Origin of the sequence: Amorphus sp. 3PC139-8, from assembly GCF_040750475.1 — a bacterium.
GTDB lineage: Bacteria > Pseudomonadota > Alphaproteobacteria > Rhizobiales > Amorphaceae > Amorphus.
This window is the reverse complement of the sequence record NZ_JABJVY010000032.1, coordinates 15825-29550: the sequence shown is the minus strand read 5'-3', so window position 1 is coordinate 29550 and position 13726 is coordinate 15825. Positions and strand designations below refer to the sequence as shown.

The following is a 13726-nucleotide window of genomic DNA, read 5'->3' as shown; positions in this document are numbered from 1 at the left end:
CACCCGAAATTATCGCCGGCGGCGGGCGTTTTGTGCGCCCGCCGCAGCGCGTCCGGCGTCCACTAATGGGCCATCACCACCGGGATCGTCATCGATTCCAGCATACCGCGAGTGGCACCGCCGACCACGAATTCGCGGAACCGGCTGTGGCCGTAGCCCCCCATCACCGCCATGTCGATGCCGCTATCGGAAATGTAGTTCAACAGCGCGGCCGCCACATCGCCGGATGGCGCGGGCACATGGTCGATCGAGACGTTGAGGCCGTGGCGCGACAGGTAAAGCGCGACGTCGGCGCCCGGCTCGCCGGACAAGGTGCGATCGCCGTCCACGATCACCACGGTGATCTTCTCAGCGAGCGGCATCAGCGGCAGCGCGGCATGAACGGCGCGGGCGGCGGTGACGCTGCCGTCCCAGGCGATCATCAGGTGCTTGGCCTGGAAGCCGCCACGGGTGATGTAGGGTACCACCATCAGCGGCACGCCGGTTTCGAACAGAAGCGCTTCGATCAGCGTGGCGCGGCCGGGCTCGGTGGAATCCGGCTTGTCCTGACCGATCACGGCGAGGTCGGACAGGCGCACGCGGTTGACCAGCCCGGAGGCGGCGCCTTCGATCAGGTGGAACCGGGCGGATTCGCCGCTGATGCCCTGAACCCGAACGAGCTCGTTGAAGGCGGCAAGCGACTTGTCGGCAACCTCGACGGCGGCGGAGCGGGCCTGTTCCAGAATGTCGGCGGGAAGCGGCCCGGCGAGATAAGCCGGCGTGATCGGCTCCAGAACGGGTGCCATGCCGGTCACGTGGGCATTGGTGCGCGTCGCCAGATCGACGGCCAGACGGGCAGGGCTCTGCTCGCCGGAGAGGTCGGTAACGACGACGATATCTTTAATCTGCATGGACGGCCTCCTGTCCGTTTCCGTTCGCCTGGATCACGATGAGTGCGGGTCGGCGCGACCCGGAACGACGAAACGTGATTAGGTTCTATTCGAACCGCGCGGGGATCCGCCACGTTTCGCGCAAGCAAGGATCGGTCGAAAGATAAGATGCGCCGAGTGCGATGCGAAAGCGATAAACCCCCAATCCCCTTTAAGCTCTAAGGTGCTGTAGGGCCAGAGCGTGACGGGTGCCTTGACGCCGATCAACCAAGTCCATGACCTAGAGAAGTTGGCCTTGGTCGCCGGGATCCGAGCCCGAACCGGACGATGGCCGCCGTGGCTTGGGCTGCGGCCGGGGAGCTGCGGTGCCGGCGGCAACGGCGGTGACGTCGTCGTCGGCAAAGGTCAGGCGCAGCGTCTCTCCGGCCGTGACCATGGCCGCCCGCGTCAGCGCCTTGCCGTTCGGATCGCGCACCAGCACGAAGCCGCGCGCCAGAACGCCCTGGTGGGACAGCGCTTCGATCAGCTTCCAGGCGGCGTCGAGCCGGTCGCGGCGGGCGGCCAGGATGCGGCGATAGGACGGTTCGAATCGGCGGCCGGCCTCGTCGAGCTGCTTGCGCTGTGTGGACGTGGCCCTAAGCAGAATTTGCGGGGTCAGCCGGGCACCGGACTGATCGAACTGGCGGCGCGCGCGCTGGGTTTCGATGCGCAGCCGCTGTGCGGCGCGCAAGCCGAGATCGGAGATGGTGCGCTGGGCGCGTTTGGTGGCGAGCTCCAGCACCGTCGGCCTGAGCCGGGCACCGGCGCCGTCGAGGCGGCGGCGGTGGATCGCGGTTGCGCGCGTCAACGCATGGCGCAAGTGCGCAGTCGACAGGTCGAAGCGTTGCCGGGCCGGCGCGACCAGGTCCAACGGAGCTGGCAGCGCGCGGGCAAGCGCGCGGATTTCCGACTTGCGGGTTTCGAGATGGCGACGCTCGGCGGCGGCAAGGCGTCGGGCTCGATCGTCGACGATCGCGATCAGTTCGGAGCGCACCGGGACCGCGAGTTCCGCAGCCGCCGTCGGCGTCGGCGCGCGGACGTCGGCGACGAAGTCGATCAGCGTGGTGTCGGTCTCGTGGCCGACGGCGGAGACGACCGGGATCGTCGAGGCGGCGACGGCGCGCACGACCTTCTCGTCGTTGAAGCCCCAGAGATCCTCCAGGCTGCCGCCGCCGCGCGCCACGATCAAAACGTCGGGCCGGGGAATCGCGCCGCCGGGCGCGAGCCGGTTGAAGCCCGCGATCGCGGTGGCGACTTCGCCGGCGGATTCCTCGCCCTGCACCCGGACCGGCCAGACCAGCACGTGCACCGGAAAGCGGTCGGTGAGACGGTGGAGAATGTCGCGGATGACCGCGCCGGTTGGCGAAGTGACGACACCGATAACGCGGGGCAGAAAGGGCGGCCGCACCTTTCGCTCGGCATCGAACAAGCCTTCTGCCGCCAGCGCTTTGCGCCGGGCCTCCAGAAGCGCCATCAGCGCGCCGGCGCCGGCCGGCTCGAGCGACTCAATGACGATCTGATATTTCGACGCGCCTGGGAAGGTGGTGATTCGCCCGGTGGCGATCACCTCCATGCCCTCTTCCGGCTTGAACTTCAGCTTGCCGAACACGCCGCGCCAGACCACCGCTTCCAGCCGGGCGCGCTCGTCCTTGAGCGAGAAATAGCAGTGACCGGAGGAATGCGGGCCGCGGTAGCCGGAAACTTCGCCGCGCACGCGCACATAGCCGAAGGCGTCTTCGACGGTCCGCTTCAGGGCGCCGGAGATCTCCGAGACGGTGAATTCGCCGGCGTTGGAGGCTGCGGGGGCGGGGCGGTCGGCCATTAAATTCGCTTTGTCATCGTGGAGGAGCGCGGGGCGGGATCATAGGCGTACGGCTGCCTCGTCGGCAAATCCTCCGAGACGATTGCCGCATTCGGCGTCTTCGCGTTGCACGGACCACCCGCCGGGTTCTATGAGGGAGGGACAGGTCCCCTCCGAAAACCGCGCTCGTTACGCTTTCGCCATGGCCCGCTACGCCTTCACCACGCCGCGCCTTTATGTAGATGCTCCGCTGTCTGTGGACGGTGACGTCGCGCTCGATGCCGCGCGCATCAACTATCTGAAGAATGTGATGCGGTTGGGCGAGGGCGCCGAGATCTTGCTCTTCAACGGGTGCGAGGGGGAGTGGCGCGGACGGATCGCCGAACTCGGCAAAAAGGCCGGCCGGATCGTCGCCGAGGAACAGGTCAGGCCTCAGGAGCCGCTTTGCGACCTCGACTATCTATTCGCGCCGCTGAAGCATGCCCGGCTGGACTATATGGTGCAGAAAGCGGTGGAGATGGGGGCGGGCCGGTTCCAGCCGGTGTTCACCCAGCACACCCAGGCGAGCCGGATCAATCTGGAGCGCATGCGGGCGAACGTGATCGAGGCAGCCGAGCAGTGCGGCGTCATCGCCGTGCCCGAGGTGTGTGAGTCGGTTCGGTTGGATCGACTGCTCGACGGCTGGGGGCAGGAACGGGCGGGGCGGCGCCTGATCGTTTGCGACGAATGTGCCGCGGTCGAAAGCCCGCTGGACACGCTTGCGCGACTCGGTCGGGGACCGCTTGCTCTCCTGATCGGGCCGGAGGGCGGATTCTCGCAGGAGGAGCGCGCGCTGTTGCTCTCCCATGACGCCGTCACCGCGATTTCGCTCGGTCCGCGCATCCTGCGCGCCGACACGGCTGCGGTGGCCGCGCTTGCCGTCGTTCAGGCCGCAATCGGCGATTGGCGCTAACTCCTGGAAGAGACCTATGCGATTTCATCGCGTTTTCGTGCGCGAGAACTCGTTTGTCTCCCGGTGGACCGAGGGCTAATGTCCCGCGCAAACAGACCCTTTCGCCGGAATTCCTAATGGCGCGTGACACCACTGACGAGACGCCGATCGAAACTCGCGACGCATTGGTCGCGTGGATTGCGGGCGGTGAAACCGAACCCGATGATTTTCGCATCGGGACAGAGCATGAAAAATTCGGCTTTCTGCGCGACACGCTGAAGCCCGCCCCCTATGAGGGCCCATCCGGAATCGCGCAGCTTCTGCGCGGCATGGAGGCGCTTCTCGGCTGGGAGCCGATCATGGACGGGGAGGCGATCATCGGCCTCGTCGATCCGATCGGTGGCGGGGCGATCAGCCTGGAGCCGGGCGGGCAGTTCGAGCTGTCCGGCGCCCCGCTGGAGACGCTGCATCAGACCTGCCGGGAGGCGAACGCGCACCTTGCGCAGGTGCGCCAGATCGCCGAGCCGCTGGGCCTCGGCTTTCTCGGCGTCGGCGTGGCGCCCACCTGGGCGCTCGCCGAGATGCCGCAGATGCCGAAACAGCGCTACGAGATCATGACCAACTACATGCCGAAGGTCGGCACCCGCGGCCTCGACATGATGTATCGCACGGCCACCATCCAGGTGAATCTCGACTATTCGAGCGAAGCCGACATGGTGAAGAAGATGCGGGTCGGCCTCGCGCTGCAACCGATCGCCACGGCGCTGTTTGCCAACTCTCCGTTCCTGGAGGGGAAGCCGAACGGCTATCTCTCCTACCGCTCGGAGATTTGGCGAGACACCGACGCCGACCGCACCGGCATGCTGCCGTTCGCCTTCGACGACGGGTTCAGCTACGAGGCCTATGTGGAATGGTGCCTCGACGTGCCGATGTATTTCGTCAAGCGTGGCGGCTCCTATATCGACGCCACCGGCTACACCTTCCGCACCTTCATGGAGGGGAAGCTGCCCATGCTGCCGGGCGAGCGGCCGACCATGGGCGATTGGACCAATCACCTCTCCACGATCTTTCCCGAGGTGCGACTGAAGCGTTTCATCGAGATGCGCGGGGCCGACGGCGGCCCCTGGCGGCGCATCTGTGCGGTGCCGGCGCTCTGGGTCGGGCTTCTTTACGATTCAGGCGTCCTCGATCAGGCCTGGGACCTGGTCAAGGAGTGGAGCGCGGAGGAGCGTCAGGCGGTGCGCGACGCGGTTCCTCGCGACGGCCTCAAGGCGTCGGTTGCAGGCCGGCCGGTGATCGAGGTCGCGCGCGAGGTGGTCGCACTCGCGCGGGAGGGATTGCGCCGGCGTGCCCGCACCAATTCCTCCGACAGCGACGAGACCCAATATCTCGCTCCGGCCGAAGAGGTGCTGGCGGCCGGCCGGACCATGGCGGAACGCATGCTTGATCAGTATCACGGGCCGTGGGGCGGTGATCTCGATCGACTGTTCGCTGAATACGCGTTTTAGCGAGCAAATCCAGGAAAAGTGGGAACCGGTTTTCCGTCCGGATTTGCGGAGATAGAATCGTTTTCGCTCAGGCGAGTTCGCTTCGCTCGCCGCTGCGCGGGCGCGCCCTGACCGGGCGGCGGACCGTCGTCCGCTGGTTCCGCAAATCCAGGAAAAGTGGGAACCGGTTTTCCGTCCGGATTTGCGGAGATAGAATCGTTTTCGCTCAGGCGAGTTCGCTTCGCTCGCCGCTGCGCGGGCGCGCCCTGACCGGGCGGCGGACCGTCGTCCGCTGGTTCCGCAAATCCAGGAAAAGTGGAAACCGGTTTTCCGTCTGGATTTGCATCGAAACCAAGCGCCGGCGCATGATCCTGCGTCGGCTTCGCCGTCGTCTCGGGAACGGTGAGTGGCGTCTCGAAGCGGTCACCACGCAGGCAGAAACAAAAAAGCCCGGCCGAAGCCGGGCTTTCTCATTTCGACAGTCGTTGGACTGTGATCAGGCGTCGGCGAGGTTGGTCGCCGCGTTCTTGCCCGAACGACGGTCCTGAGCGACCTCGTAGCTGATCTGCTGGCCTTCCTGCAGCGGAGCCATGCCGGCCCGCTCCACGGCGGTGGCGTGGACGAACACGTCCGGGCCGCCCTCGCTCGGGGTGATAAAGCCGAAGCCACGGGTGTGGTTGAAGAATTTGACGGTACCGATAGCCATGTTGGCCTCCATTTCGAGCGCGCGAACGCGCAGCCTAGCACGCCCATCGTGCCGGGCATTATTCGAGTTCAGCTTAGTCTTGGGAGAGGCCGTTCTTGAGCCAACACAGCAAGGCAGCATGAAATCACGAACGCCGCATATATGATCCGTTCGACCCGAACGGTCAATGGCTCTCAATGGCCAATTCGACTTGTCGCAACCTCTTTCGACGCGGTCTAGATTTGACGGGAGGGCGCGACTGCGGGATGGTTCACTCAAGTCAGTTTCGCGTCGGATGCGCCGATGGTTCCCAATCTTGATTTCGCAGCTTTTGCCAAGGCGGGTTCGGCGATTGCCGAAATGGCCGATAAACTCGACCTTTCCACGGCCGAGACCAGCCGCGCGATCATGGCGTTGCTGCCGGCTTTCGCGATCGCCTATCAGCGGGCCTCCGCCGACCCGGAACGGTTGAAATCCGCGATCAAGAACGCTCTACCGGCCGGCCGTTTCGAGGATGATCGCGAAAGATTGACCCGGGTCTTTTTCGGCCGGGACGATCTGGCCCGGGCGGTGATGGATCAGGCGGCGCGGTCGAGCGGGCTCGGCGCGGAAGTGGTGCACACCCTGTTTCCCGCCGTTGCGGCTGATCTTGCGACTTCGCTCGATCGCAAGAACCAGATGGGTACCGCCGGCGATCTGATGGTGGCGTTCTTGCGGGGCTATGCGCGGGGACGCTCCGGCCGTCGCACGCCGGTTACCTACAATCCGTGGCTCGATGCCATGTCGGCCTTCACGGAAGGCTTCATGGGCGGAAAACCGCCGTCGGTGGACGCCGGCGCAACGCTTGCACCGGCATCCTTCGCGTCTTTCCCGGATTTCGCCACCTACCAATCGCTGTTCGATCAGTTCATGCCGTTTCCGACGGGGACGTCGAGCGAGAGGAAGTAAAGCATTTCCAGGCGAAGTGGGAACCGGTTCGCCGTTCGGAAATGCGCCTAAGACTCTTATCGCTCCTACCGGTCCGCTTTGCGCGCGGCTGCGGCCCACAAGAACCGGCGCGCTCGCGCCGGATTTCCAGGCGAAGAGGAAACCGGTTCGCCTGGAAATGGCCCCGAGCCTGTCAGCAGCAGGCGTCGGTTTTGGCGGATTGTCCATCCTCGGAGGCGGCGGCGCCATCGGCTACGGCCTTGCGGGCGCGTGCCCGCTCCTCTGCCCGGCGCGTGACCGCGCGCAGCCTGAGATAGGCGGACGGGTCCTGCGGCAGCCGCGTATCGAGCGCCCAGCGCACGTCGTCACGGGTGACACCGATATCGTGCAGCATGCGCTCGTCGGCCTCGATCAGCGTGCACAGGGCGCGCCGACCGCGATAGGCCTTGTAGAACGCGGCAGCGGCGGCACCGGTGCGCGCAAGGAGCCCTCTGAGCGAGAGCGGGGACCGAAACTCCGAATGGATCGACATCATCTTCTTCCTTCTGATCCGTCGGCACCGGTTGCTCCGGTCGCCGAGCGCATCACACTTCACCTCTTCCCGTTGCTGGGTCGGCAGGGCGTTTGCGCGTCCTGACAACCGCTAGCCGTCACCCGACAGCGCTCCGTCGTCGGAGCTCGCGAAGGAGGAGACGCACTCCTCGCATCGACGGGGGCGGCAATGCTTCGGCCGTTTACGAATCGTCCCCGTTGGGTCGCAATCGGAGACGCCGCTCTTGGATGCGCTCTTCCTATTCATCAGTCTAGCGAATATACTTCATGGAATTGATCAATAATGATGATGGAGCGGGCCGTGGCCTCCGTGCTCGACCTTGACCAGATGCGGACCTTCGTGGCGATCGCGGAAACCGGGAGTTTCACGCGGGCCGCCGAAGCCGTGCACAAGACGCAGTCGGCGGTGTCCATGCAGATGCGCCGGCTGGAGGAGCGGATCGGCAAGCCGATCTTCGTTCGTAACGGCCGCCAGTCGCGGCTGACCGATGAAGGCGAGCGGCTTCTCAGTTATGCGCGGCGTCTTCTGAAGCTGAACGACGAGACGCTGTCGGCCTTCGACGATACCGAGCTGGTCGGCGGGGTTCGGCTGGGAACGCCGGACGACTATGCCGATCGGTTCCTGCCGGAGATTCTGGCGCGGTTTTCGCGCTCCTACCCGCGGGCGGAAGTGACGGTGGTGTGCGCGCCGACGCCGCTATTGGCCGACGCCATCCGCCTGCACGAGCTCGACGTGGCGATCGTCACGCACGTGCCGGACCGCAGGCCGCTGTTGGGCGAGGTGGTGCGGCGCGAGCCGCTCTTGTGGGTGACGTCCGCGCGCCACTGCGTGCACGACGAAGCGACGCTGCCCTTGGCCCTGGGCCGTCCCACCTGCGATTGGCGCGGGGCGGCCATCTCCGCCTTGGAAGCTGTCGGGCGGCGTCACAAAGTGCTCTTTGCAAGCTGGAACTCAACCGCCGTCGGGGCCGCCGTCCTCGCCGGTCTGGCCGTCTCCGTGTTGCCGGAGTCGGCGATCCGTCCGGGAATGCGCGTCCTTTCCGAGGCGGAGGGCTTTCCGCGCCTGCCAATGTGCGAGATCGCGCTGGCGAAGTCCTGGTACGAGCATTCGCCGCTGGTCGACGCGCTGGTGGAGCATATCGTCTCCTCGCTCGACAACTTGGCCGTGCCCGAAGTGGCAATGGGATAGGCAACCCAGGCCGGGCGGCGCGGTTGGCCGCGCATGGCGGCAAGTTCGCTCCAGGTCAGTCCGAGGTCGTCGATCAGATAATCCGGCAAGCGCCCCAGCTCGTGCGCAGCCGTGGGGCGCGGCCGAGGCCAAAGCCGGGTCAAGGCCGTCCAAATCCGCGCGCTGGCCGTGCGAAGGGCCCAGATCCGATCGGCGCTCTCTTCCACTGTCATATCGATCATCAGTCGCATCGGAAATCTCCATGCATATTCCAACATTCATCGTGATTGATCATGTGACAATGGGTATTGATCGCACAAACGAATATTTGTAGTCTAAAGCATGATGATTATCGATCGATGGAGGTGAGGCGCATGCGTAGCCTGGATCCGGACATCCTCAGGACGTTCATGGTGGTCGCGGAGGCCCCCAGCTATGCCGAAGCCGGCCAGCGCCTGAACAAGACCCAGTCGACCGTCAGCGTGCAGATGCGCCGGTTGGAAGAGATTGTCGGCGTCGAGCTGTTTGAGAAGCGCGGCCGCAAGAACGAGCTCACGACGCCGGGCCGCGAGCTGTTGGACTATGCGATCCGGATCGTGCGGCTCAACGACGAGGCGGTCGGCCGTTTCCATCGTCCGGCGATTTCGGGTCGGATCCGGATCGGCACGCCGGACGACTATGCCGAGACCTATCTGCCGGAGATCTTCGGCCGTTTCGCGCGCACCCATCCCACCGTCGAGGTCTCTCTGGACTGCCGTTCCAGCGAGTTTCTGATCCGCTCCCTCGACGAGGGCGAACTCGATATTGCGCTGATTACCATGATGCGGCCGGATCCGCGCGCGCGCATCGTGCATCGCGAGCAGCTGCAGTGGGTCGCGGCGGAGGGATGCGAGTCGGAGAAGGCGTCGCCGTTGCCGCTGGCGGTGTGGCAACCCGGCTGCACCTGGCGCAAGATCACGCTGGAATCGTTGGAAGGGGCCGGAATTCCCTACCGGATCGCCTATTCCGGAACCAATGCGGTGGCGCTTTCCATGGTGGTGCGGCAGGGGCTCGCGATTACCGCCATGCCGCTGCGGATGGCGGGGCGCGGTTTCCGCTTGCTGGGCTCGGCGGAAGGCCTACCGGCGCTGTCGTCGTTCGATATCGGGCTGTTGCGCGGTGCCGACGCGAACCCTGTGGTGGACGCCTTCTACGACCATGTCGTCGCGAGCTTCGAGGCGCTCGAGCCGATCGCGGCGTGAGATCAGTTTGGCGGATCTGACCGCCGTTGGCCCGGTGCGGGGGCGCTGTCGCCGCCGACCGGGCCGGCCAGTAGGTCTTCGATGAAGATGCTCAGGAGTTGGGTGCGGTTGGCGACGTCGGCCTTGGCGTAGATCCGCGCGAGCTGGGCACGCACGGTGCCGCCCGCGGCGCCCCGGATCTCGGCGATCTCGCCGGTATCGAAGCCCTTGATGGCCAACAGCGCGACTTCGCTTTCGGCGGGCGTCAGGCCCCAGCGCTCGAAATAGGCCGCAACGAGCTCGGAAAAGGCACCGGAGGCGACCGACAGGGCCGCTTCGGCGCGGCGGGTCTTTTCCAGCGTGCGTCGCATCTCCAGGCCGCCGAAGATCACGCCGAGCGCAAGCGCAACGGACACGGCCGCCTCGAACACCGTGTGAATGTCCATGCCGCTGCGGTCGATGTCGCCGACCACGTCGGCCACGAAGAAGACCGCGCACAGCGCCTGAAGAACGACGACGGCGGCAAGCGCCGTGACGCGGCCGCCTTGGCGCTTGCCCGCTACGGGTGGCGATTGTCCCGTCACCTGTCTCCCTCGATCATGATCGGGTTGGGATCGAATCGATCCAAATTCAAAACCATGATCGAACTTAACAAGTTAGAACGGTTCCAGGCCATGCGGAACCGGATGGGACGGAAAACCGGTTCCCGCCGTTCCGCGACCTTGCGTTAAACGGGGCGGCGGCCGGTGATCATCTGCCGGGCGAGATTGGTGCGCGACAGGCGGGATTCCACCACGACGCCGCCGAGATGAAGTGCGGCCAGGATCAGGATCAGGTTGGCGGCTACTTCGTGGATCTCCTTGGCGATTCCGCCCTCGTCGCGATGGTCGCCGGTCTCCACGCTTCTGCTTTCGCTCGCCTGGCTGGCGACGGAATGGCTCTCGCTCACCTCCGTGGTGGTTGGCGGAAACAGTGTTCCTTCCTGCATTAAACCGGTGACGATGATGACGGCCAAGGTCGCCCAAAGCGCATACACCATCAAGGAGCCGAGCGGGTTGTGGGAGCGATAGCGGCGATGGCGCCCGGCCTTCAGGTCGCCTAGATGGGTGCGTGCGCCGGACATCGAGGGCAGAAAGGTGGTGAAGCGGGCTTCCTGCGGGCCGACGAAGCCCCAAAGAAGCCGGAGCACGAGCATGGCGAGCGCCGCGTAGCCGATCCAGATGTGGACGAGAGAGCCGCCCTCGTCGATCAGGCCGTTCAGAACGATGGCAAGTGCGATTACCCAATGGGTGATGCGAACGATCGGGTCCCAAATCCGTTCGGTTTCGCCTTGCTGTGCACGGGAAATGGTTTCGGCCGCCATTGTCGTCTCCTGCCTGCGGTCTCATCATTCGCGGCCGGCGGACGCGAACGAGAAGATGTTGCGCGCAACGGACGGAAAAGCCGATAGGCAGGAAGCTTATGTCCCGCGCCGTAAGCATGTGCTTATGCGATGATCTGCGGCTTTGCGCTCCGTTTCGAAGGTGAAACGAGGCAGGCAACGGAACCCTACGCGGCCTCGGCGGATGGGTGCCAGAGGGGACGATAGCCTGAGGCCAGGGCCGCAATGGTCGAGGGAGGCGTGAGGGCGTAGGCAAGCCCCGACGCAGGGCGGGCGCGCGCCTCGCTGTAGCCGTCGCCGTCCCAGCGCAGAAGCCGGTCGCCCTTGATCGCCCAGGCCTGCCAGATCGCTTCCGGGTCGTCAGGATCGGTTTCCGCGCTGGGCAAGGCGATCATGCTGCCGTCGGGAAGGTCGGGCAGCGGCTCCAGGAAATGCGGACGCATGCCGAGCGGCGTGCGTTCGCGATGCAGGCAGCGGTCGATCTCTCCAGCACGCGGCCGGCGCGGTAAGCCGTGCGCCTCCGCCCAGGCCTCCGCGAAGGCCAGTGCCCGCGCGCGCCGGCAAGTGTAGCATGGGCGATGGCCGGCGGTGAGGGCGGTGACCTCGTCCAGAAAGAACAGCTCGGTGTAGCCGTGGCCCATGATCACCCGGCGCCGGTCCTTGTAGTGCAGATCGCAGGCAATCCACGCCATCGACTGCCACCGGCGCCCGGAGAGGAGCTTGGTGCCAGGATCGTGCAAGCGGCCGCCGCGGTTGCCCATCAGCAGGCCGCGTGCGGCGATCGCAACGATTTCGCCGAACGGTGTGACGCGGTTTTGGAGGGGCATGGCGGCGTGTCTCATGGCGCACAGAATGCGCAAAACGGCGTTAACAGCGCGTTAAACACCTTGAGCCCGCCTCGCCACCCGATTTGGCGTTTGTCTCCCGATTTTGAGCGAGATGCGGTCGGAAAACCGGGGGCCACTCTTCTTCATCCCGCTCAGGCGGCGACATCGGCACCGGTGTGTTCCAGGACCACGACCTCGGTCCCGAGCGGAACGCGCTGATAGAGGTCGATTACATCGACGTTGAGAAGCCGGATGCAGCCGGAAGACACCGCCCGCCCGATCGAACGCTCTTCGCTGGTCCCATGGATTCGGTAGAGCGTGTCGCGGCCGCCTTCATAGAGATAGAGCGCGCGGGCGCCGAGCGGGTTGCGGGGGCCGCCGGGCATGCCGTCGGCATATTTCGCCGTCTCCGGCTGGCGCTCGATCATCTCTTGCGGTGGCGTCCAGGTCGGCCATTCGGCCTTGCGCTTGATGGTTGCCGTGCCGGCCCAGGCCATGCCCTCCCGCCCCACGCCGATGCCGTAGCGGATGGCGGAGCCGTCGTCCCGGATCAGATAGAGGAAGCGGTTGTTGGTATCGACGACGATGGTGCCGGCACGATAGCCGGACGGCGCCTCCACGAGCTGGCGGCGGTAGGCGATGGGAATCTGATTGATGTCCACCGGCCCGACATCGAAGGGTTCCGGCGTCGTGGGCGCCAGCGCCGGTACCGGCTGATAGCCGAGCGGCTGGGTCGGGCCTGAGGACATGCAACCCGACGCCATGAACCCGAAAGCCAGGCTGCCGAACGCAAAGGCACGCCGCGTAATCATTCATCGTTCTCCTACCCAACACAAAATCCGTGTGAGTAGAAATGTGAATCCGGCGAAAAGGTTCGCTTCGGTCACTCATTGCTGATCGGTCTGCGCGTCGAGCGCACGGCTGTCACCGCCGTGCGGTCACGCGTTCGCCGACGGTGCAAAGGTCCCGACCGTCGGACGCAAGCGGCGCGGCGGCCGGCATCACCAGCGGGGCTTGTTCCGGCTCGACCCCGACGATTTCCAGCACCAGCTTGCGCCGGATGGCGGCGGCGAAATCGTCGCGGTCCCGGATGGCGATCTCGAACGCGCCGGTGCCGCCGATCACGCATTGGGAATAGTAGTCCTGCAGATCATCCACCACGGACCAGCGCCGCGATCCGTCGGCCAGCACGATCGGAAGCCCGTTGATGGTGATCCCCCGGCCGGTGGCGAGCGCACGGGCCTGGACCACCGGCCGGCCATGGTCGTTGGGGCCGTCGCCCGAGACGTCGATGACCCGACGCAGCCCCTCGTAGGCGTTGGAGTCGATGCGTTCGACCGCGAACACGAGCGCTTCGGAGATCGAGGTGCGGGAGACTTCGTGCAAAGGCTCAGCCGCGAGCTTGTCGGCGAATGCCTTGGCCGAAGCTTCGTCTTCGATGATGTGCCAGTCGAGCACCACCCGCTCGCTGCCGGCCTCGCCCCATTCGATGTAGGTCACCGCGATCCGGCCCAGGAGGCCCGACTCGATGGCCGCAACCACCTCTTTAGAACCCAGGGCCTCGACGTAGCCGTTGCGCTGAACGATCTGCTCGCCGAGCGCCATGGATCGCGAAATGTCGACCGCGAGCACCAGCTCTACGTCGACCTCTTCCGCGGCCTGTGCCGGCAGGCTCGCGCTCGCCACCGCAATCGTCGCGGCGAACGCCAGACCTGCGCCATTCGTCCGCCAGCTTTTTCGACCCATCTGCCAGCCTCCGCCCGACTGAAAACCGCTCTGTCTGTCGCGGACTCGCAGAGCGGCTCTGAGCTGTTGTTTTCGTGTTTCCGGACGGCAAAC

14 protein-coding genes are annotated in these 13726 nt (G+C 65.6%); 5 read left to right on the top strand and 9 right to left on the bottom strand.

What is annotated here, in order from left to right; genetic code table 11:
- Window positions 1-62: 62 nt before the first annotated feature.
- Together HNS03_RS22405 and xseA are read right to left on the bottom strand one after the other, a co-directional pair.
- Window positions 63-890, bottom strand: coding sequence for a universal stress protein (locus HNS03_RS22405; protein ID WP_367198283.1), 828 nt, complete (start codon window positions 888-890; stop codon window positions 63-65).
- Window positions 891-1149: 259 nt separating this feature from the next.
- Window positions 1150-2730 carry an exodeoxyribonuclease VII large subunit gene (gene xseA / locus HNS03_RS22400; protein ID WP_367198282.1) on the bottom strand — a complete coding sequence of 527 codons (1581 nt, stop codon included), beginning with the start codon at window positions 2728-2730 and terminating at the stop codon, window positions 1150-1152.
- 181 nt (window positions 2731-2911) lie between these two features.
- On the opposite strand from xseA, the gene HNS03_RS22395 reads away from it, so the two are divergent.
- Window positions 2912-3661, top strand: a complete 750-nt coding sequence (locus tag HNS03_RS22395) for a 16S rRNA (uracil(1498)-N(3))-methyltransferase (RefSeq protein ID WP_367198281.1) — start codon at window positions 2912-2914, stop codon at window positions 3659-3661.
- A 116-nt stretch (window positions 3662-3777) separates the two neighbouring features.
- The gene (locus HNS03_RS22390) at window positions 3778-5148 is read left to right on the top strand and encodes a glutamate--cysteine ligase (protein WP_367198280.1); all 1371 of its coding nucleotides are present in this window, start codon (window positions 3778-3780) and stop codon (window positions 5146-5148) included.
- A 475-nt stretch (window positions 5149-5623) separates the two neighbouring features.
- On the opposite strand, the gene HNS03_RS22385 is transcribed toward HNS03_RS22390, so the two are convergent.
- Entirely contained in the window at window positions 5624-5833 is a 210-nt protein-coding gene (locus tag HNS03_RS22385; RefSeq protein ID WP_367198279.1) for a cold-shock protein, read from the bottom strand.
- Window positions 5834-6115: 282 nt separating this feature from the next.
- Between HNS03_RS22385 and HNS03_RS22380 the strand changes: the two genes are divergently transcribed.
- A complete protein-coding gene (locus HNS03_RS22380; RefSeq protein WP_367198278.1) occupies window positions 6116-6760 on the top strand; it encodes a hypothetical protein in 645 nt (214 codons plus the stop codon).
- A 172-nt stretch (window positions 6761-6932) separates the two neighbouring features.
- On the opposite strand, the gene HNS03_RS22375 is transcribed toward HNS03_RS22380, so the two are convergent.
- Window positions 6933-7271: a DUF1127 domain-containing protein gene (locus HNS03_RS22375; RefSeq protein WP_367198277.1), complete on the bottom strand. Its 339-nt coding sequence runs from the start codon at window positions 7269-7271 to the stop codon at window positions 6933-6935.
- 330 nt (window positions 7272-7601) lie between these two features.
- On the opposite strand from HNS03_RS22375, the gene HNS03_RS22370 reads away from it, so the two are divergent.
- Together HNS03_RS22370 and HNS03_RS22365 are read left to right on the top strand one after the other, a co-directional pair.
- Window positions 7602-8480 carry a LysR substrate-binding domain-containing protein gene (locus tag HNS03_RS22370; protein ID WP_367198303.1) on the top strand — a complete coding sequence of 293 codons (879 nt, stop codon included), beginning with the start codon at window positions 7602-7604 and terminating at the stop codon, window positions 8478-8480.
- 353 nt (window positions 8481-8833) lie between these two features.
- Window positions 8834-9700 (top strand): LysR substrate-binding domain-containing protein, encoded by an 867-nt coding sequence (locus HNS03_RS22365; protein ID WP_367198276.1) that lies wholly within the window; start codon window positions 8834-8836, stop codon window positions 9698-9700.
- 2 nt (window positions 9701-9702) lie between these two features.
- Here HNS03_RS22365 and HNS03_RS22360 read toward each other — a convergent pair whose 3' ends face one another.
- The 5 genes from HNS03_RS22360 to HNS03_RS22340 all read right to left on the bottom strand — a co-directional run bounded on the left by HNS03_RS22360 (window position 9703) and on the right by HNS03_RS22340 (window position 13633).
- Window positions 9703-10263 carry a helix-turn-helix transcriptional regulator gene (locus HNS03_RS22360; protein WP_367198275.1) on the bottom strand — a complete coding sequence of 187 codons (561 nt, stop codon included), beginning with the start codon at window positions 10261-10263 and terminating at the stop codon, window positions 9703-9705.
- A gap of 143 nt (window positions 10264-10406) precedes the next feature.
- Complete coding sequence (locus tag HNS03_RS22355; protein WP_367198274.1) at window positions 10407-11042, bottom strand: cytochrome b/b6 domain-containing protein; 636 nt, start codon at window positions 11040-11042, stop codon at window positions 10407-10409.
- A 185-nt stretch (window positions 11043-11227) separates the two neighbouring features.
- Window positions 11228-11887, bottom strand: a complete 660-nt coding sequence (locus tag HNS03_RS22350; RefSeq protein ID WP_367198273.1) for a hypothetical protein — start codon at window positions 11885-11887, stop codon at window positions 11228-11230.
- Window positions 11888-12039: 152 nt separating this feature from the next.
- Window positions 12040-12699, bottom strand: coding sequence for a L,D-transpeptidase (locus HNS03_RS22345; RefSeq protein ID WP_367198272.1), 660 nt, complete (start codon window positions 12697-12699; stop codon window positions 12040-12042).
- Between the two features lie 112 nt (window positions 12700-12811).
- Window positions 12812-13633 carry a DUF1194 domain-containing protein gene (locus HNS03_RS22340; RefSeq protein ID WP_367198271.1) on the bottom strand — a complete coding sequence of 274 codons (822 nt, stop codon included), beginning with the start codon at window positions 13631-13633 and terminating at the stop codon, window positions 12812-12814.
- Window positions 13634-13726: the final 93 nt, after the last annotated feature.